This window comes from Enterobacter cloacae subsp. cloacae ATCC 13047 (assembly GCF_000025565.1).
GTDB classification, from domain to species: domain Bacteria; phylum Pseudomonadota; class Gammaproteobacteria; order Enterobacterales; family Enterobacteriaceae; genus Enterobacter; species Enterobacter cloacae.
On record NC_014121.1, the window covers coordinates 2954357 to 2972890 of the forward strand.

Here is an 18534-nt window from a genome sequence, read left to right on the forward strand (position 1 = left end):
GCGTTCCTGTCCGTTTCTTGCCCAATCCTCTGAATATTATCCGCGCGGGGCATCGCCAAAGACGGCGTAATCCGGTAACTGCACCTGCTGATAGGGCTCCCAGCCGCCGCCAAGCGCCTTATAGAGCGCCACCAGATCGAGCGCGCTTTGCACCTGCGCCTGGGCACGTTGCTGCTCGGCCTGCGCGAGCTGACGTTGGGCGTCGAGCACGTCGATAAAGCTGGCAATCCCCTGCCGGTAGCTATCGCTGGCCAGGTCGAAGGCGTTTTGCAGCGCATCGATGGTCTTCGCCAGACCCGCTTCACGCTGCTGATCGGTGCGGTAACTCACCAGCGCATTCTCAACATCCCCCAGCGCGGTCAGTACCGTCTGGCGATAATCCAGCACCGCCGCCCCCTGTTGCGCACGCGCCACTTTCACGCTGGAGACCAGTCTTCCGCCCTGGAAGATGGGAATGGAGACCTGCGGACCAAAACTGTAGAAGTGGCTGCTCCAGTCGGTGAGCCAGTTGGATTCGCTGTTGCGCAGGCCAAACTGTCCGGACAGGGTAAAGCTCGGGAACAGCTCGGCCACCGACACGCCAATTTGCGCTGTGGCGGCATGGAGATTCGCTTCCGCTTCTCGCACGTCCGGACGACGCCGCGCCAGCGTGGATGGAATACCCGTTTGCACGATATCCGGCAGCGCAGGCATCGGCTGGGCGGACTGCAGTTCCGCATCCAACGCCCCCGGCGGCTTGCCGAGCAGGATCGCCAGGCCGTTCATCGCCTGCCGCTCCTGCGCCTGATATTGCGGCAGTTGTGCTTCAAGGTTGCCCAGTTGCGCCCGCGCATTTTCTACGTCCATCTGCGGAGACAGCCCGCCCCGCTGGCGACTTTCGGTCAGATCCAGCGTTTGCTGCGCACTTTTAATCTGGGTGTTCAGCGTGGCAATAATGCTCTGCGCCCCGCGCAGCTGGAGCCAGGCGCGCGCCACTTCGGCTTCAAGGGAGACCAGCGCGTCGTTACGCTGCTCAATAGCGGCTTTCTGCTGCGCTTCAGCAGCTTCAACCTGACGGCGAACTTTACCCCAGAGGTCAATCTCCCACTGGGCGTCGAAACTGCCCTGATAGAGGTTGATCGGCTGCGTCAGCGGTCCTAACGCCCCCCTGAGTTCCGGATCGACGTTATCAAGCTGGTCGTAGACCCCATGAGACTTCAACTCACCTTCCAGGCCGAGCTGCTGGCGCGTCGCCTGCAGATTGCCGTTGACCGACGGATAAAACGCCCCGCCCGCCTGGTTAATCTGTTCGCGCGCGCCAGCGATGCGCAGCACCGTTTGTTGCAGGGACAAATTCCCGGCAATGGCGCGTTCAATCAGACTGTCGAGCTGCGGCGAGCCGAACGTTTTCCACCAGCGCGGGTTAGTCGCAGCGGAGGTGGTTTGTGATTTCACCGTGCTGTCACCTTTATCGTTCCAGTGCGTGACGGCAGGCGGTGCAGGCGGCTGGTAATCCGGCCCCACGGCGCAACCTGCCAGCAGCATCATTATCATCAGGGGGTGTAAACGTCTGTGTATCATCAATGTGCTCCTGCACTCCCCTCGCTCTTAACCGGCGAGAGCAACAAACAAAACGGAATCAGGACCAGCGCCACCACGCTCAGAATGGTGAATACGTCGATATAGGCCAGGAAGCGCGACTGCTCAATCATGGTCTGGTACATGCGCCCGGTGGCAATGCCGGTCGGGTCGCCGACCTGAGTGGTAAAGTTCTGGATCGCCTGCGCGCTTTCGCGGATCGCCTGCTGGAACTGCTCGTTAAACGGCGAGGCGTGGTACGCAAGGTGCGCGCTGTGGGCCTGCGAGCGCTCGGTGATGGCCGCCGTGGAAAGCGATATGCCAATCGAGCCCGCAACGTTACGGAACATGGTGAACAGCGCTGCGGCATCCGCGTTCAGCCGCCTCGGGATAGAAATAAACGCAATGGTGGTCAACGGGACAAACAGGAACCCCAGCCCAATCGACTGGGCGCTGCGGAACAGCACCAGCGTTTCGAAGTCAATATCCGGGGTGAGCGTGCGCGACCAGAAGAACGACACAGCCAGACAGGTAAAGCCAAAGGCGATGATCCAGCGCGTCTGCACCACCGGCATCAGCTTCAGGACCAGCGGGATGGTCAATACAATCAATACTGCGCCGGGCGACAGCACCAGCCCGGACCAGGTGGCGGTATAGCCCAGATCCTGCTGCGCCAGCTGCGGGATCACCACCGAGCTGCCGTAAAGGATCATCGCCATCCCCGCCATCAGCAGGCTGGAGATGGTAAAGTTGCGGTCCTTCATGCAGTGCAGATCAACAACCGGTTTTTTGGCATACATCAGCCAGTAAATGGCGCCAATGATGCCGACCAGCGTTAACACCGCAAAGGTGCGAATAAAGTTCGAGTAGAACCAGTCATCATCCTCGCCCCGGTCGAGCATCACCTGCAGACAGCCGAGGCCAAGCGCGATCAGGCCGATCCCCGTCCAGTCGATAGTCAGCCTCTCTTTAGCTTTGCTCTCCCAGGGTGGATCTTCCAGCAGCTGGTAGATCGCCAGCACCGTCACTATCCCCACCGGGATGTTGATAAAAAACACCCAGCGCCAGGAGTAGTTGTCAGTGATCCAGCCCCCGAGCGTCGGGCCGAGTACCGGCGCAACGATAATGGCGATGGAGGAGAGACCAAACGCTTTACCCCTGTCTTCCGGTTTAAAGTAGTCAAGCAGCACCGACTGCTGCGTGGGCTGCAGGCCGCCGCCAAAAAAGCCCTGCATCACACGGAACAAGATGATTTGCCACAGCTCGGTCGCGATCCCGCACAGGAACGAGCAGACGGTGAACATCACGATGCAAATCAGGAAGAACTGCTTGCGGCCAAACACCCGGCTGAGAAACGCCGAGATGGGCAGGACGATGCCGTTAGCCACCAGGTAGCTGGTTAATACCCAGGTGGACTCGTCATAGCTGGACGAGAGCGAGCCCGCCACGTGCGGCAGCGCCACGTTGACGATGGTGGTGTCGAGGATCTCCATAAACACCGCCAGCGTAACGACAATCGCCACCGCCCACGGATTGCTGGCGGGCTTCCAGTTGTCGTGGCTGTGATCCGTCATTCCACGGTGACCTTCGGTTCTACCGACAGCCCCAGCGGCAGCGGTTTGTTCGGATCCAGCCCTTTATCAATCACAATTTTCACCGGCACGCGCTGGACAATTTTAACAAAGTTGCCGGTGGCGTTTTCCGACGGGAACGCCGAGAAACGCGAGCCGCTGCCCTGCTGGATACTGTCGACATGGCCTTCAAGCGCCATATCTGGCCAGGCATCGACGGAAACCTCCACCTTATCGCCTGGCTTCATGCGCTCAAGCTGAGACTCTTTAAAGTTGGCCACCACCCAGACGTTGGGTGAGACCAGCGAGAACAGCGCCGTGCCCGCCTGCACCAGCGTACCCGGCTGCACGTTACGCTTAGTGACAAACCCGTCGAACGGGGCGCGAACTTCGGTGTAAGAGAGGTTGAGGTTAGCGGTTTCCAGCTGCGCTTTAGCCTGATCGACCTGGCGCTCACGCGCTTCGACGTTGGTCTCCTGCTGGCGGATTTGCAGCTGTACCTGCTCCGCCACTTCCAGCTGGGCCTGCGCGCTTGCCAGAGCGGCCTGTGCACTACGCAGCTGGGCGTTGGCGGAATCAATGCTTTGTTGGGTGGTGGCACGCGGATCGACCCCGCGCTGGCGGCGATACTCCGCCTGCGCGTTGGCGAGGTCTGCCTGCGCTTTCAGCACCTGCGCTTTGGCTTCGTCGCGCTGGGCGGGGTATTGCACTTTCGAGAGCGCCAGCTGTGCCTGGGCCTGATGCAGCTGCGCAATAGCCAGGCCAAGCTGGGCCTGAGCCTGATCGCGCTGGGCGGTGGTATCACGCGGATCGATAACCACCAGCAGATCGTCCTTTTTCACGCGCTGGTTATCACGCACATGTAGCGCCGTGACATAACCCGCCGTTTTAGGGGCAATCGTCACCACATCGCCGTCGGTAAAGGCGTCGTCAGTTGTCTCTTCGTTACGGGTTAAAAACCACCAGACCAGCGCCACGATGACCATCACCACCACGACAATGCCGAGGATAATTAACGGTTTTTTGCCCGGACGCTTACGCTCATTATTGTTTTTGTCCTGCTCGTCAGCAGGGGTGTTTTGATCTTCAGCCATAGTTCAGCAACGGTCCTGTCAGTGAGCGGCATCACACTATGCCGTTCACTAAAACTAGGACGTTGCTATACGTTTGCCAGGAAAAACTGACAAATTGCGCACTATATGAGAAGGAATAATCCGAAACCGATCGCCGCAGCCCAGAGCAGCATGGGGATCGACCAGAGATGGAAACGCCACCAGATGCGGCGATCGTTCGCCATCCGCAGGGCAATCAGGTTGGCCAGCGAGCCGGGCAGCAGACCAAACCCGCCGATGTTAACCGCCCAGGCCAGAAGCGAGTCCGGCGGAACGTAGTTGAGCAGTAAAATGGTAGAAGGCACGTTGCTGATGACCTGCGAGAGGCCAATCGCCGTCAGCCACAGCCCCGGTTGCGACAGACCGCTGACGCTGTGCAGCACGTGTTGCAGCACCGGGAGCTGGATAAGCAGATGCACGTCGATGAACATCACCATAAAGACCAGCAGCAACGTCCAGTCCACGCTCACCAGCACGCGTCGCGCCAGCACGACAAAACCAGCCGCCACGAGCAGCACGCCCGCCAGTTCATACCGCAGCTCCAGCGCAAACAGAAAGACGATATACAGCCCCAGGCAGCTCCAGACCAGACGAGGCTGCCACTGCGGGCCGGTTGTGCCGCTGTGGTATTGCAGTTTTTTATCCGGGAAGGCAAACCAGCAGACCGCCAGCAGCGACGCCATCATCACCAGCGCCAGCGGCGCCATCTGCCAGGTAAAGGCGGCGAACGATAACCCTGAACGTCCCCAGAGCAGAATGTTTTGCGGGTTGCCAATAGGGGTTAACAGCGAGCCCGCGTTGACGGCCAGCGCTTCAAAGATGATCAGCCGGCTCACCGGGATCTCGCAAAGTTTACGCAGGGTGAGCGTCAGCGGCACGATGATAAACAGTGCTACATCGTTGGTGAGAAAGGTCGACAGCACCGCGGCGGAGAACACCATAAACAACGACAGCCTGCGTTCGGTGGCAAACCGGCGCACCATTTTGCGCCCCAGCACGTCGAAGTAGCCGCTCAGCTCCACCCCTTTGGTGAGCATCATTAACCCGCTCAGGGTAATAATGGTGCGCCAGTCAATCGCCGCAGGCCAGGCCTTGGGCGCAAACGGTACAAAAAGGCTTAAACCTGCACCAATAATCAATAAGAGATGAAAGAAGCGATCGCGCGTGAGGGCCTGCAGTCCAGGGATTTTCATTCAGCGGAGGAACCATATTTAAGCGTAAACTCACGAAACTTCACCAGCGTCTCTTCGCTGACGTGGTGTTCCATTCCTTCCGCATCCCGACGGGCAATTTCCGGGCTTACACCCAGCACCAGCAAGAAGTTCTCCACCAGCTGGTGGCGCTCGCGGCTCTCCTGCGCCAGCTTCTCCCCTTCCGGCGTCAGAAAGACGCCGCGCCACGGGATCATTTCGATTAAGCCGACGGAGGCCAGACGTTTTAACATCTTCGCAACGGTTGGCTGCGAAACCCCCAGCCTGGCCGCCATATCAACCTGACGTGCTTCCCCGACCTCGCGAATCAGATCGGAAATCAGCTCAACATAATCATCAATCAGTTCACGTCGGTGGGCTTCACGCACCTGACGAAAACCTTCGACGTGCTCTTCCACATTCACCAGTTGCGTCGTTTTTCTGATTGTTGGCTTACCTGCGCGACGGTTCATTGTACTTCCTCAGTGGGGTGACGCTTCCAGCGCCCGGTATCGAGAGCGCACATTGTAAACCATACCTCTACAAGCACAAAAAATTAACGAAATAGCCATAGCTATACAATATAGCCTGTGCTATATCTGTATGTAATGCAGTCACCCTTCACGGATCGAAGGGATCAAAAATCAGGAGGTCTTATGAACGAATTCAAGAGGTGTATGACCGTGTTTACTCACTCCCCCTTCAGGGTGCGCTTAATGCTGTTGAACATGCTGTGCGATATGTTTAACAACAAGCCGCATCAGGACGACAAACCTTCTCACTAAGCGGCGTTGCGGTACGCCGCTTCATTTTGCCGTCATATTCCCGCTGTAAACTGGCCTCCGGCCGCCCTATTCCCGGTTTTTTTTACGGATTTGCAATCCTCTTCGCAAAACATCTGCTTAGCAACGGTTGATATTATTTAGCGCTCGCACTATCTTCTTGCAGCCCTGCACAATTTGCGGCTCGCTGAAGCGGACCCTCATTCCCTCTCCACGCACTGTCAGGCAGGTTATGACCCTTGACGCCAGGGTGAGCACATGGCGTTTTTATGCATGATAGTGACCTATGAATTTAACCCTGATAGACACCGTTGTTACCCGCAGTCGGGCCTTAAGTCCGTGGACGGCATTCTACTTTTTACAATCCTTGCTGATTAACTTTGCGCTGGGTTACCCCTTCAGCCTGCTGTATGCCGTTGCATTTACCTGCATTCTGCATTTGCTGTGGCGTACCGCGCCGCGCGCGCAAAAAACGTTAGTGGGCATCTGCTCCCTGATTGCAGCGCTCTATTTCCCGTTTGGTCAGGCTTACGGTTCGCCAAACTTTAATACCCTGCTGGCGCTGCACTCGACCAACATGGAAGAGTCGACCGAGATCCTGACGATCTTCCCGTGGTACAGCTACGTGGTCGGCCTCTTTATTTTTGCGCTTGGCGTTATAGCGGTGCGTCGTAAACCCGAAGAGAAAAAAGCGTGGGGAAAAATAGAGACGCTGTGCCTGGCATTCAGCGTAGTGACCTTCTTTGTCACCCCCGTGCAAAACCTGGCCTGGGGCGGCGTGTTCAAGCTGAAGGATACCGGCTACCCGGTGTTCCGCTTTGTAAAAGACGTTGTCGTCAATAACCAGGAAGTTCTCGACGAGCAGGCGCGAATGGCTGAGCTCTCCAATATGAAAGACACCTGGAACGTGCTGGCGGTGAAGCCGAAGTACCATACCTATGTGGTCGTCATCGGCGAAAGCGCACGCCGCGATGCGATGGGCGCGTTCGGCGGACACTGGGATAACACGCCGTTCGCCAGCTCCGTCAACGGTACCCTGTTTACCGATTATATTGCGGCCAGCGGCTCGACGCAGAAATCGCTCGGCCTGACCCTGAACCGCGTTGTCGACGGCAAACCACAGTATCAGGATAACTTTGTCACGCTGGCAAACCGTGCCGGTTTTCAGACGTGGTGGTTCTCTAATCAGGGGCAAATTGGCGAATACGATACCGCCATTGCCAGCATCGCGAAGCGTGCCGATGAAGTGCAGTTCCTGAAAAACGGGGATTTTGAAGCCGATAAAAATACCAAAGACGAAGCATTGCTCAAGATGACGGCGCAGGTTTTTGCCACGCAGCGCACGCAGCCACAACTGATCGTCCTGCACCTGATGGGTTCACACCCTCAGGCCTGCGACCGCACGCAGGGGAAATACGCCGAGTTTGTGCAATCCAAAGAGACGTCTTGCTATCTGTACACCATGACGCAAACCGACGAACTGCTCAGCAAGCTGTACGATCAGCTACGTAATACGGGTGAGAGTTTCTCGATGGTTTATTTCTCGGATCACGGGCTGGCGTTTAAAGAGCGCGGTAAAGAGGTGCAGTATCTGGCGCACGACGATAAATTCCAGCAGAACTTCCAGGTACCGTTTATGGTGCTGTCGAGTGATGACAAGAAGCATCGTATTATCACCGCGCGCCGCTCGGCCAATGATTTCCTGACGTTCTTCTCGCAGTGGACGGGGATTTCAGCAGAGCAGATCAAAAATGCTTACCCGTTTATCTCAAACAAGAAAGCTCCCCCAGTGTACGTTACCAACTTCAAGTTACAGAAAGTTGACTATAACCATTTGGGTACGGATATTTTCGATATAAAGAGTAAGTAAGCTGTGCGATCTGGTACCCTCACCCACGGAAGAGGGATCCCCATACAAAAAGCGTCTACGGACGGCCCCCTCTCCTCTTAGGGGAGAGGGCTGGGGTGAGGGGGAACATACAGCTCTGGTGGTCATTCCGTTCACTTTATGTTCCTTGCTACTCTGTAACGATATGACCCGTGAACGTGCCAGGGTGGCTCAATCGCCACCACCCTGGCAACCCGGGCTCCCGGCGGTAAATCGCCGCTTCGCGGTACCTTCGGCTTATTCCTTCCGGCTTATCGGGGACGGGCGGATGTAACGTCCCTGTAAAGCCGCCCTCTCGGCGCATCCCTGCGCCTCGCCCCGGCCTGCAGGAAACGCCTCAGCGATTTACAGCCGGACCAGGGCATCGCTGAATGCCCGCAGTCATTCTGAAGGCTGCGTTATTGCTTCTGTTTGTGAATGACTGAGGAACCCTCAGCCCACAGGGAGAGGGAAAAAGGTTAAAAAAAATCCGCCACATGGGCGGATTTTTTACTGGCTCACCGAAGTGATTAGAAGCGGTAACCTACGCCCGCGATCCAGGTGCCAACGTCAACGTTGCGGATACGGCTCTGCTCATAGGAGAAGTCCAGAGCAACGTCTTCGATTGGGTTGAACTGCAGACCCGCGCCATAGGAGAAGCCGTAGTCGCTGTTGCTTGCAGTGCGGTTCAGACCCTGGTTTTCGGTCTGCTGGAATTTACCGTAGCCAACACCTACAACACCGTAGATGCTTGCCCAGTCGTTGATACGGTAAGCTGGACCAGCGGTGATGCCGTAGTACTGGCCTTTGTTGTATGCGCCGTTTTCAGAACGATCTTTCTCGGTGTAGGTGAAAGAACCGATCACGCCCAGTGGGTTGTTATCCTGCTCGTAACGATACTTCAGGTTGAAACCGTTAGCTTTGTTCATTACGCCCTGCATATCGCTCTGAGCGTAACCACCGGTAACAGTGGAAGTAGCAGCTACAGCGGTACCTGCGGAAACAGCCAGTACAGCGGCCAGTGCTGAAAGACATGCAATTTTTTTCATAACCACCTCAAATGTGCTTCAAGTAAATCCGTAAGTTTTAAATATATCAAAAAAATTTGCGAAACTCTTTGTGATTCGTGATGTCTAACGGGACCTTTCCTGTAACAGAACGTTTCCAGAATCAGTTATCTTGTTCAAATCACAAAGGATTTCTGTTGCTAAATACTCATACTGCGCGTCAACGCCGTTACATTCATCCAGATTATTCCTAATCTGACAGGCGATAAAACCAGCAACGCTTATCCATTTTACGGATTTTCCCTGGTTTTTTTTCAACAGTAGCTCAACCGTTGCGCCATATTTCAATTACACTGCGGCTTTTACCCTATTTGACAAAAATTGACAGGAGAAAGGATGCCAGGGATATCCCGCACGTCATCGGTCTGGATGCCGGTTGCTGTAATTCTGATTGCGATGCTGTCTATACAGAGTGGCGCGTCCCTCGCGAAATCGCTCTTTCCACTGGTAGGCGCACCGGGGGTGACTGCCCTGCGTATCGCTTTGGGTACCCTGATCCTCGTGGTCATTTTTAAACCCTGGCGGTTGCGCGTCAAAAAAGAGCAGCGCCTCCCGCTGCTTTTCTACGGGCTGGCGCTGGGGGCCATGAATTATATGTTCTATCTCTCTATCCAGACCATTCCGCTGGGGATTGCCGTCGCGCTGGAATTTACCGGCCCGCTGGCGGTGGCCCTTTTCTCCTCCCGACGGCCTGTCGATTTTATCTGGGTGGTGTTAGCCGTTCTGGGGTTGTGGTTCCTCTTGCCGCTTGGCCAGAGCGTCTCTGAAATCGACCTGACGGGTGCCGCGCTGGCTCTGGGCGCCGGAGCCTGCTGGGCAGTGTATATCCTCACGGGTCAGCGCGCCGGCGAAGAGCACGGCCCGGCGACCGTGGCGCTGGGCTCGCTCATTGCCGCCATCATCTTTGTTCCGCTGGGTATGGCTCAGGCGACGGACTCTATCTGGCAGTGGTCAGTAATGCCGGTGGGTTTTGCTGTCGCCATCCTCTCAACGGCTCTGCCTTATTCACTGGAGATGATTGCCCTCACGCGGCTGCCGACGCGCATCTTCGGTACCCTGATGAGCATGGAGCCTGCACTGGCCGCCATCTCCGGTATGGTATTCCTTGGGGAAACCCTCACCTTTACCCAGACGCTGGCGCTGTGCTCCATTATTGCGGCGTCGATGGGGTCAACGCTCACCATGCGCCCTGAGCCAAAAGTTGAGAAAGTGGACATCCGCTAATACCGTATATTCTGCATGGCCTCGGTGCCATGCAGAATAAAGGCCAGTTCTGTATTATTTATAATTTCTTACATTCTTCGTCATCGAAAAGTCATATTTCTCTCGCCCTTAATGGGAAATAGAGAATTAAGATTGATCTGTGTCAATTTTAAAAAATACCATATGGTTCAACCAGTTAATAATTCAACTCCCTTCTTGCTATTAAACCAATAGGCACAGCCAAACCGCAGGGAAAAAATCCGGTGCTATACTTAGTTCCGTAATTACCTGGGACATAAACATCAAGAGGATATGAGATTATGAGTACCGCTAAACTGGTGAAAACGAAAGCGTCTAATCTGCTTTATACCCGTAACGATGTATCGGACAGCGACAAAAAAGCAACGATTGAGTTGCTGAATCGCCAGGTGATCCAGTTCATCGATCTTTCGCTGATCACCAAACAGGCCCACTGGAATATGCGCGGTGCAAACTTTATTGCCGTTCATGAAATGCTGGATGGCTTCCGCACAGCACTGGTCACCCACCTGGACACCATGGCCGAACGCGCCGTGCAGTTAGGCGGTGTGGCGTTGGGTACCACGCAGGTGATTAACAGCAAAACGCCACTGAAAAGCTATCCGCTGGATATTCACACCGTTCAGGATCACCTGAAAGAGCTGGCAGACCGTTATGCGATTGTGGCTAACGACGTGCGTAAAGCAATTAGCCAGGCTAAAGACGAAGATACTGCGGATATCTTCACCGCCGCGTCTCGCGACCTGGATCAATTCCTGTGGTTTATCGAATCTAACATCGAATAATCCATACGAATTTTCTATCAAACCCTCGCCTCTGGTGAGGGTTTTGCACATTTATGGTGCACACTTTTCCACTGAGACGCTGCAAACGTGAAAGAAATGTAATAATCACCTCACACAACCGTTAACGGAAGATTGTTTTTTCATCATTATTTGCGCTAAATATCTCCCCGTCAGTTGAGCCAAACGACGCGCACCAAAACGGTGCTCCACCTTGGTGCAATCAGACATCATTGCCACGCTTATTGTGCAATGCATGACATCCTCCCCTTTGCAAAACAACAGCTTGTAAAGTTGGCACGATTTTTTCATTGTGCCTGTCGTTCTCGCAGGGGATCGCCCCGTGGATATAAAAGGAAATGCTATGAAGTCTGTATTAAAAGTTTCACTGGCTGCACTTACCCTGGCTTTTGCGGTCTCTTCTCAGGCCGCCGATAAACTGGTTGTAGCCACCGACACGGCGTTTGTTCCGTTTGAATTCAAACAGGGTGATAAATACGTTGGTTTTGATGTGGATCTGTGGGCCGCAATCGCAAAAGAACTCAAACTGGATTACACCCTGAAGCCAATGGACTTCAGCGGTATCATCCCGGCACTGCAAACCAAAAACGTAGACCTGGCCCTGGCAGGCATCACCATTACTGATGAGCGTAAAAAAGCGATCGACTTCTCTGACGGCTACTACAAAAGCGGCCTGCTGGTGATGGTCAAAGCTGACAATAACGACGTTAAAAGCGTGAAAGATCTCGACGGTAAAGTGGTGGCGGTGAAGAGCGGCACCGGCTCCGTTGATTACGCGAAAGCGAACATCAAAACCAAAGATCTGCGCCAGTTCCCGAACATCGATAACGCCTATATGGAACTTGGCACCAACCGTGCTGACGCGGTTCTGCACGATACGCCTAACATCCTCTATTTCATCAAAACCGCAGGCAACGGTAAGTTCAAAGCGGTCGGTGAGTCTCTGGAAGCACAGCAGTACGGTATTGCCTTCCCGAAAGGCAGCGACGACCTGCGTACGAAAGTTAACGGTGCGCTGAAAACCCTGAAAGAGAACGGCACGTATAACGAAATCTACAAAAAATGGTTCGGTACCGAGCCTAAATAATTTTACCTGAATTCAGGTTTGTAACGCCCGGTGACGCTCATGCTTGCCGGGCCTACGTTTTTCGTTTTTCACCACGGTATACAGGAATACATCATGCAGTTTGACTGGAGCGCCATCTGGCCTGCCATTCCTCTCTTGCTTGAAGGCGCTAAAATGACCCTGTGGATTTCGGTCCTCGGTCTGGTTGGCGGGTTGATTATCGGTCTTGTCGCCGGTTTCGCCCGCACCTACGGTGGCTGGATTGCAAACCACATCGCACTGGTTTTCATCGAAGTGATCCGCGGCACGCCTATTGTCGTACAGGTCATGTTCATCTACTTCGCCCTGCCAATGGCCTTCACCGACCTGCGCATCGACCCGTTCAGCGCCGCCGTCGTGACCATTATGATCAACTCAGGTGCCTACATCGCGGAAATTACGCGCGGTGCGGTGCTGTCGATTCATAAAGGCTTCAGTGAAGCGGGTCTGGCGTTAGGTCTTTCGCGTCGCGAAACCATCCGTCACGTAATTCTGCCTCTGGCGCTGCGCCGCATGCTGCCGCCGCTGGGCAACCAGTGGATCATCAGTATCAAAGACACGTCGCTGTTCATCGTTATTGGCGTTGCTGAACTGACCCGCCAGGGCCAGGAGATCATTGCTGGCAACTTCCGTGCGCTGGAAATCTGGAGTGCGGTAGCCGTTGTCTACCTGATTATCACTCTGGTTCTGAGCTTCGTTCTGCGTCGTCTTGAAAGAAGGATGAAAATCCTGTGATTGAATTTAAAAACGTATCCAAGCACTTTGGTCCAACCCAGGTGCTGCACAATATCGATCTGAGCATCAAACAGGGTGAAGTGGTTGTGATTATCGGGCCCTCTGGCTCCGGTAAATCCACGCTGCTGCGCTGCATCAATAAGCTGGAAGAGATCACCAGTGGCGATCTGATCGTCGATGGTCTGAAAGTGAATGATCCGAAAGTGGATGACCGTCTGATTCGTCAGGAAGCGGGCATGGTGTTCCAGCAGTTTTACCTGTTCCCGCACCTGACGGCGCTGGAAAACGTGATGTTTGGCCCGCTGCGCGTACGCGGTGCCAACAAAGCGGCGGCGGAAGCGCTGGCTAAAGATCTGCTGGCGAAAGTGGGCCTCGCAGAACGTGCTCACCACTACCCTTCAGAACTTTCCGGTGGACAACAGCAGCGTGTGGCTATCGCCCGCGCGCTGGCGGTTAAACCGAAAATGATGCTGTTTGATGAGCCAACCTCCGCACTCGACCCGGAGCTGCGCCACGAGGTGCTGAAAGTCATGCAGGATCTGGCCGAAGAAGGCATGACGATGGTGATCGTGACCCACGAAATCGGCTTCGCTGAGAAAGTGGCATCCCGCCTTATCTTCATTGATAAAGGCCGTATCGCAGAAGACGGTAACCCGCAGGCGCTGATTGCAAACCCGCCAAGCCAGCGTTTGCAGGAGTTCCTGCAGCACGTCTCCTGATTACCAGACCTCTGAAATGCAAAGCCGGGCATGCCCGGCTTTTTTACGCCAGATTGTTCCCAAAACACGCCCTTCGCTCCCTGCCCTCTATACTTATCATTTTGTTCGACATTTTCACCGGAGGGCACCGTGCCGTGGATCCTGCTGTTGTTGCTTAGCTTGTTTAGTGCGCCATCGATAGCCGTTGCTATCCCCGGCGTCACCACCGGAACGTCCACTGCGCAGCAAAAAACGCCTCCACCGGAACCGGATGCAGAAGAGAAAAAAGCCGCCTACAGTGCCCTTGCCGATGTGCTGGAAAACGACACCTCCCGGCAAGAGTTAGTCGATCAGCTGCGAAAAATTGCCGCCACACCGCCCCAGGAGCCCGTTCCAACCATCACCCCGCCGCCGGTAGAAGAGCAAAAAACGGTGCTGGAAAATGTGACTGAGGTTAGCCGCCACTATGCCGATGCCCTCTCCTCGCGCTTTGCCCAGCTCTATCGCAACCTGATGGGCTCTTCGCACAAGCCCTTTAACCCCCGGACGTTTACCGCGGCTGCCACGCAATTTTTACTGCTGGCGTCCACCGTCTTCATTTTTTACTGGCTGGTGCGCCTGTGTGCGTGGCCCCTGTACCGAAAAATGGGGCAATGGGGTCGCAAGAAGAATCAGCAGAAAAGCAGCTGGTTGCATCTGCCGCTGATGATCGCCGCCGCGTTTATCATTGATTTACTGCTGCTGGCGCTGACGTTGTTTACAGGGCAATTGCTGGCCGACAGGCTGAATACCGGCAACAAAACTATCGCCTTCCAGCAGGCGCTGTTTCTGAATGCCTTCGCCGTAATTGAGTTCTTTAAGGCGCTGCTGCGGCTGATATTTTGCCCACGCGTGCCGGATCTTCGCCCTTTCACTATTCGGGATAGCAGCGCCAGATACTGGGCGCTGCGTCTGAGCGTGCTCAGCGGGTTGATTGGTTATGGTCTGCTGGTTGCCGTGCCAATCATCTCCAACCAGGTGAACGTCCAGTCTGGTGCGCTGGCGAATGTGCTGATTATGATCTGCATTACCGTCTGGGCGCTCTACCTCATCTTCCATAACAAAAAGACGATCACCGAGAGCTTGCTGCACCTGGCTGACCGTTCCCTCTCGTTCTTTAGCCTCTTTATTCGCGCTTTTGCCATGGTGTGGCACTGGCTGGCCAGCGCTTACTTCATTGTGCTGTGCTTCTTCTCGCTGTTCGATCCCGGCAACAGCCTGAAATTTATGATGGGTGCCACGTTTAAAAGCCTGGCCATTATTGGCGTCGCGGCCTTTGTTTCTGGCCTGCTCTCTCGCTGGCTATCGAAAACCATTACCTTGTCTGCGCAGGTCCAGCGCAATTACCCGGAGCTGCAAAAACGGGTGAACGGCTGGCTTTCGGTTTCACTGAAGGTGGCGCGCATTCTCACCGTCTGTGTGGCGATTATGCTGCTGCTCAATGCCTGGGGACTGTTCGATTTCTGGAACTGGCTGCACAACGGCGCGGGGGAAAAGACCGTTGATATTTTAATTCGCATCGCGCTGATCCTGTTCTTCTCTGCCGTAGGCTGGACGCTGCTGGCCAGCCTGATTGAGAACCGCCTGGTCTCTGACATTCACGGCAGGCCGCTGCCAAGCGCGCGTGCCCGCACCTTGCTCACCCTGTTCCGCAACGCGCTGGCGGTTATCATCAGTACCATCACGATTATGATTGTGCTTTCGGAAATCGGCGTGAATATCGCGCCACTGCTGGCCGGTGCGGGTGCGCTGGGTCTGGCTATCTCCTTCGGCTCGCAGACGCTGGTGAAGGACATTATCACCGGTATCTTTATTCAGTTTGAAAACGGCATGAACACCGGGGATCTGGTGACCATCGGGCCGCTGACCGGCACCGTTGAGCGAATGTCGATTCGATCCGTCGGCGTGCGCCAGGACACCGGGGCGTACCACATTATTCCGTGGTCATCGATTACCACCTTCGCCAACTTCGTCCGGGGTATTGGCTCGGTGGTGGCAAATTACGATGTCGATCGTCATGAAGATGCCGATAAAGCCAAACAGGCGCTGCGGGATGCGGTAGATGAGATGATGACCATGGAGGATATTCGCGGCCTGGTGATTGGCGAGCCGTCGTTTGCCGGTATTGTCGGGCTGACCAACACCGCCTTTACCCTGCGCGTGTCGTTCACCACCCAGCCGCTCAAACAGTGGACGGTACGTTTTGCCCTCGACAGCATGGTGAAAAAACACTTTGATCTGGCGGATGTGCGTATGCCGGTGCAGACGTATCAGGTGCTGCCGCCGCCTGCCTCGCCGCTCCCTCCGCAGGAGCCGACGCTGTAACCGAGCCGGGTGGCGGCTTCGCCTTACCCGGCTTACGACGGCGTGCTATTTGCGACGTTTGTTATCGTCCATAAACGTCCAGGCGATAAAGCGGCTCTGTTTTTGTCCCTGCGCCATCTCTTTTTTCACCACCTTCACGGCACCGGCTTCGGTCAGCGCGCGGTAGAGCGGCGGCAGGTTATCGCCGCGCGAAACCAGGGTGGTAAACCATTTCACCTGGCGGGCAAACTGTTTACTTTCCGCGATCATGCGCAGGATAAACGCCACCTCGCCCCCTTCGCACCACAGCTCCTGCTGCTGGCCGCCGAAGTTGAGCGCGCCATCTTCAGCCTGACCCAGATTGCGACGCTTACGTTCGCTCCCGGCGCGGGCGGCAGCCGCTGAATCATGGAATGGCGGGTTGCAGAGGGTGGCGTCGTAGTGCTCGTTCTTGTGGATAATGCCGTTGAAAATAGAGGCGGCATCTTTCTGACGGCGTAAGCGAATAGACCGACTTAAGCCAGGATTGGCATTAATGATCGCCTGCGCGCTGGCAAACGCCTCAGCGCCAATTTCGCTCCCGGTAAAGCGCCAGTGATATTCATGCACGCCGATGAGCGGATAAATCAGGTTCGCGCCGGTCCCAATATCCAGAACCGTGGCCTGCTGAGGAATAACGCCGCCACGATCGTCAGCCAGAAGATCGGCAAGATAGTGGAGATAATCGGCACGCCCCGGCACGGGCGGGCAGAGAAAGCCTTCCGGGATATCCCAGTGCGTAACGCCGTAAAAATGCGCCAGCAGGGCTTTATTCAGCATTTTTACCGCCTGCGGGTCGGCAAAGTTGACCGAAGGCTCACCGGCTGGGGTCTGCACGATGTAGTCCTGCAGCGGAGGGCAGCTCTGGCATAACGCCTTCATGTCATAGCGGCTGCGGTGGCGATTTCGCGGGTGTAATCCCGGCTTGGAAGTCATGGCATTCTCCTTTAAACAGCGGCGTAAGATACCCTGTCCGGGAGCAACGGTAAATATCTCTCTGCTGTGCGCAAAAAAACGCCATAAATCAGTGACCTTTATGTCGCTGATCTGTCAGCGAATTGTCAATTTATATCGTTCAAAAAATAAGCAGATCATCATCAAATTTTTGCGCTAAATCACACTCGTCAGGCTTCTAAACTTAAAGGGAATCACCTGTTGTTTCCCCCTGAGGATGTGATTATGAAAAAATACCTGACTCTTGTTGTTATCGCTGGCGCGCTGGCGAGTGCGTCATTTTCTGCCATGGCCGTTCAGTCACTGACCGAAAGTACCGATACCAGCCAGCTGCGCCCCGCAGGCACCGTCTCGGTAAGCCGTGCAAGTAACCTTGACGATCTGCAAAACAAGCTGGCCGAAAAAGCGCGCGAAGAAGGTGCGAAAGGCTTCGTGGTGAATTCCGCTGGCGGCGATAACCATATGTATGGCACAGCAACCATCTATAAATAAGTTCCCCTTCCGAGAACCACTGCATCTGGCTGACAGATGCAGTTCTCACCCCCTGTCTTGACTGTACGTTTTTTGACCCCACATTAATAAGATACACACCGAACGTGAGGATAAGCCATGGCTTCCGGATGGGCGAATGATGACGCCGTTAACGAACAGATCAACAGTACCATTGAAGATGCCGTTGCCCGTGCTCGCGGTGAAATTCCGCGCGGGGAAAGTTTAACGGAATGTGAAGAGTGCGGAGAAACGATTCCGGAAGCGCGCCGTAAAGCCATGCCCGGCGTACGGTTATGCGTCTCCTGCCAGCAGAATAAAGATTCAAAAAATAAATCACATTCAGGATATAATCGCAGAGGATCGAAAGACAGCCAGTTACGTTGACTTTCCTTTACCGAAGTTCACCGCGCAAGCGATTTCCTTTACGCTCACGATTTTTTAACAGGCGCGTAGCAAAATGTGCCATGAATCATGCGTCTGTAAACCGGAGCGACAAGAACTGTAAATTGCCCTTCTGAATTTATTAATATTCAATAAGTTATTTGTCATTCAATTTTTTTGAGCAACCACGTCAATTCTCTTCGATTTTATCTGCCGAAAAAAAACGTGATACTTATCACATCGACGGAACATCGTCCCCTTAACAGAAAAACCTGCGAGAGATTAATTATGAAAACCATCAAATATGCTGTTGCTGCTGTTGCCCTGTCCGCTCTGTCTTTTGGCGCTTTCGCTGTAGAGCCCGTTTCTTCTGCTCAGGCACAGAACATGAATAAAGTAGGTGTGGTGAGTGCTGATGGCGCAACCACGCTGGACGGTCTGGAAGCCAAACTGGCTGAGAAAGCGGCAGCGGCCGGTGCAAGCGGATACACCATCACCTCCGCTAACGGCAATAACAAGCTGAGCGGTACCGCGGTTATCTACAAATAATCGACTGAATTAATGCTCCACCCTCACCATACCCTCTGGTGAGCTGC

At 54.8% G+C, this 18534-nt stretch carries 18 protein-coding genes; 11 read left to right on the top strand and 7 right to left on the bottom strand.

The window, feature by feature from the left end:
* Nucleotides 1–36: 36 nt before the first annotated feature.
* The 5 genes from ECL_RS14255 to mntR all read right to left on the bottom strand — a co-directional run bounded on the left by ECL_RS14255 (nt 37) and on the right by mntR (nt 5903).
* Nucleotides 37–1560 carry an efflux transporter outer membrane subunit gene (locus ECL_RS14255; RefSeq protein ID WP_038984969.1) on the bottom strand — a complete coding sequence of 508 codons (1524 nt, stop codon included), beginning with the start codon at nt 1558–1560 and terminating at the stop codon, nt 37–39.
* A complete protein-coding gene (locus tag ECL_RS14260; protein WP_013097454.1) occupies nt 1560–3131 on the bottom strand; it encodes a DHA2 family efflux MFS transporter permease subunit in 1572 nt (523 codons plus the stop codon). The genes ECL_RS14255 and ECL_RS14260 overlap by 1 nt, the downstream gene beginning before the upstream one ends.
* Nucleotides 3128–4222, bottom strand: a complete 1095-nt coding sequence (locus tag ECL_RS14265) for an HlyD family secretion protein (protein WP_013097455.1) — start codon at nt 4220–4222, stop codon at nt 3128–3130. Before ECL_RS14265 ends, ECL_RS14260 begins: the two co-directional genes overlap by 4 nt.
* 101 nt (nt 4223–4323) lie before the next feature.
* Entirely contained in the window at nt 4324–5433 is a 1110-nt protein-coding gene (locus tag ECL_RS14270; protein ID WP_013097456.1) for an anion transporter, read from the bottom strand.
* Nucleotides 5430–5903 (bottom strand): manganese-binding transcriptional regulator MntR, encoded by a 474-nt coding sequence (mntR, locus tag ECL_RS14275; protein ID WP_013097457.1) that lies wholly within the window; start codon nt 5901–5903, stop codon nt 5430–5432. The genes ECL_RS14270 and mntR overlap by 4 nt, the downstream gene beginning before the upstream one ends.
* Nucleotides 5904–6086: 183 nt before the next feature.
* Here mntR and mntS point away from each other — a divergent pair, with 183 nt between their 5' ends.
* The gene (gene mntS / locus ECL_RS14280) at nt 6087–6215 is read left to right on the top strand and encodes a manganase accumulation protein MntS (RefSeq protein WP_013097458.1); all 129 of its coding nucleotides are present in this window, start codon (nt 6087–6089) and stop codon (nt 6213–6215) included.
* A gap of 283 nt (nt 6216–6498) precedes the next feature.
* Nucleotides 6499–8082, top strand: a complete 1584-nt coding sequence (locus ECL_RS14285; protein WP_013097459.1) for a phosphoethanolamine transferase — start codon at nt 6499–6501, stop codon at nt 8080–8082.
* A 527-nt stretch (nt 8083–8609) separates the two neighbouring features.
* Here ECL_RS14285 and ompX read toward each other — a convergent pair.
* Nucleotides 8610–9128: an outer membrane protein OmpX gene (gene ompX / locus ECL_RS14290; protein ID WP_013097460.1), complete on the bottom strand. Its 519-nt coding sequence runs from the start codon at nt 9126–9128 to the stop codon at nt 8610–8612.
* 354 nt (nt 9129–9482) lie between these two features.
* On the opposite strand from ompX, the gene rhtA reads away from it, so the two are divergent.
* The 6 genes from rhtA (at nt 9483) to ybiO (ending at nt 16093) form a co-directional block, all read left to right on the top strand.
* Nucleotides 9483–10370 (top strand): threonine/homoserine exporter RhtA, encoded by an 888-nt coding sequence (gene rhtA, locus ECL_RS14295; RefSeq protein WP_013097462.1) that lies wholly within the window; start codon nt 9483–9485, stop codon nt 10368–10370.
* Nucleotides 10371–10669: 299 nt separating this feature from the next.
* Nucleotides 10670–11173, top strand: a complete 504-nt coding sequence (dps, locus tag ECL_RS14300) for a DNA starvation/stationary phase protection protein Dps (RefSeq protein ID WP_013097463.1) — start codon at nt 10670–10672, stop codon at nt 11171–11173.
* 361 nt (nt 11174–11534) lie between these two features.
* Complete coding sequence (gene glnH, locus ECL_RS14305; RefSeq protein WP_013097464.1) at nt 11535–12278, top strand: glutamine ABC transporter substrate-binding protein GlnH; 744 nt, start codon at nt 11535–11537, stop codon at nt 12276–12278.
* A 93-nt stretch (nt 12279–12371) separates the two neighbouring features.
* Nucleotides 12372–13031, top strand: a complete 660-nt coding sequence (glnP, locus tag ECL_RS14310; RefSeq protein WP_003858462.1) for a glutamine ABC transporter permease GlnP — start codon at nt 12372–12374, stop codon at nt 13029–13031.
* The gene (glnQ, locus tag ECL_RS14315; protein WP_013097465.1) at nt 13028–13750 is read left to right on the top strand and encodes a glutamine ABC transporter ATP-binding protein GlnQ; all 723 of its coding nucleotides are present in this window, start codon (nt 13028–13030) and stop codon (nt 13748–13750) included. The genes glnP and glnQ overlap by 4 nt, the downstream gene beginning before the upstream one ends.
* 129 nt (nt 13751–13879) lie before the next feature.
* Nucleotides 13880–16093, top strand: a complete 2214-nt coding sequence (gene ybiO, locus ECL_RS14320; protein ID WP_013097466.1) for a mechanosensitive channel protein — start codon at nt 13880–13882, stop codon at nt 16091–16093.
* A 45-nt stretch (nt 16094–16138) separates the two neighbouring features.
* On the opposite strand, the gene rlmF is transcribed toward ybiO, so the two are convergent.
* Nucleotides 16139–17047 carry a 23S rRNA (adenine(1618)-N(6))-methyltransferase RlmF gene (gene rlmF, locus ECL_RS14325; protein ID WP_013097467.1) on the bottom strand — a complete coding sequence of 303 codons (909 nt, stop codon included), beginning with the start codon at nt 17045–17047 and terminating at the stop codon, nt 16139–16141.
* A gap of 243 nt (nt 17048–17290) precedes the next feature.
* Here rlmF and mcbA point away from each other — a divergent pair, with 243 nt between their 5' ends.
* From mcbA to ybiJ, 3 genes are all read left to right on the top strand, one after another.
* A complete protein-coding gene (gene mcbA, locus ECL_RS14330; RefSeq protein ID WP_013097469.1) occupies nt 17291–17557 on the top strand; it encodes a DUF1471 family periplasmic protein McbA in 267 nt (88 codons plus the stop codon).
* 117 nt (nt 17558–17674) lie between these two features.
* A complete protein-coding gene (locus tag ECL_RS14335) occupies nt 17675–17941 on the top strand; it encodes a DksA/TraR family C4-type zinc finger protein (protein ID WP_013097470.1) in 267 nt (88 codons plus the stop codon).
* Nucleotides 17942–18226: 285 nt separating this feature from the next.
* Nucleotides 18227–18487 carry a DUF1471 family protein YbiJ gene (gene ybiJ, locus ECL_RS14340; protein WP_013097471.1) on the top strand — a complete coding sequence of 87 codons (261 nt, stop codon included), beginning with the start codon at nt 18227–18229 and terminating at the stop codon, nt 18485–18487.
* The last annotated feature ends 47 nt before the right edge of the window (nt 18488–18534 follow it).

Excerpts from the sequence above, each read along its gene's own strand:
- ECL_RS14255 (WP_038984969.1), bottom strand. The coding sequence starts at position 1,560 with ATGATACACAGACGTTTACACCCCCTGATGATAATGATGCTGCTGGCA.
- ECL_RS14260 (WP_013097454.1), bottom strand. The coding sequence starts at position 3,131 with ATGACGGATCACAGCCACGACAACTGGAAGCCCGCCAGCAATCCGTGG.
- ECL_RS14265 (WP_013097455.1), bottom strand. The coding sequence starts at position 4,222 with ATGGCTGAAGATCAAAACACCCCTGCTGACGAGCAGGACAAAAACAAT.
- ECL_RS14270 (WP_013097456.1), bottom strand. The coding sequence starts at position 5,433 with ATGAAAATCCCTGGACTGCAGGCCCTCACGCGCGATCGCTTCTTTCAT.
- mntR (WP_013097457.1), bottom strand. The coding sequence starts at position 5,903 with ATGAACCGTCGCGCAGGTAAGCCAACAATCAGAAAAACGACGCAACTG.
- mntS (WP_013097458.1), top strand. The coding sequence starts at position 6,087 with ATGAACGAATTCAAGAGGTGTATGACCGTGTTTACTCACTCCCCCTTC.
- ECL_RS14285 (WP_013097459.1), top strand. The coding sequence starts at position 6,499 with ATGAATTTAACCCTGATAGACACCGTTGTTACCCGCAGTCGGGCCTTA.
- ompX (WP_013097460.1), bottom strand. The coding sequence starts at position 9,128 with ATGAAAAAAATTGCATGTCTTTCAGCACTGGCCGCTGTACTGGCTGTT.
- rhtA (WP_013097462.1), top strand. The coding sequence starts at position 9,483 with ATGCCAGGGATATCCCGCACGTCATCGGTCTGGATGCCGGTTGCTGTA.
- dps (WP_013097463.1), top strand. The coding sequence starts at position 10,670 with ATGAGTACCGCTAAACTGGTGAAAACGAAAGCGTCTAATCTGCTTTAT.
- glnH (WP_013097464.1), top strand. The coding sequence starts at position 11,535 with ATGAAGTCTGTATTAAAAGTTTCACTGGCTGCACTTACCCTGGCTTTT.
- glnP (WP_003858462.1), top strand. The coding sequence starts at position 12,372 with ATGCAGTTTGACTGGAGCGCCATCTGGCCTGCCATTCCTCTCTTGCTT.
- rlmF (WP_013097467.1), bottom strand. The coding sequence starts at position 17,047 with ATGACTTCCAAGCCGGGATTACACCCGCGAAATCGCCACCGCAGCCGC.
- mcbA (WP_013097469.1), top strand. The coding sequence starts at position 17,291 with ATGAAAAAATACCTGACTCTTGTTGTTATCGCTGGCGCGCTGGCGAGT.
- ECL_RS14335 (WP_013097470.1), top strand. The coding sequence starts at position 17,675 with ATGGCTTCCGGATGGGCGAATGATGACGCCGTTAACGAACAGATCAAC.
- ybiJ (WP_013097471.1), top strand. The coding sequence starts at position 18,227 with ATGAAAACCATCAAATATGCTGTTGCTGCTGTTGCCCTGTCCGCTCTG.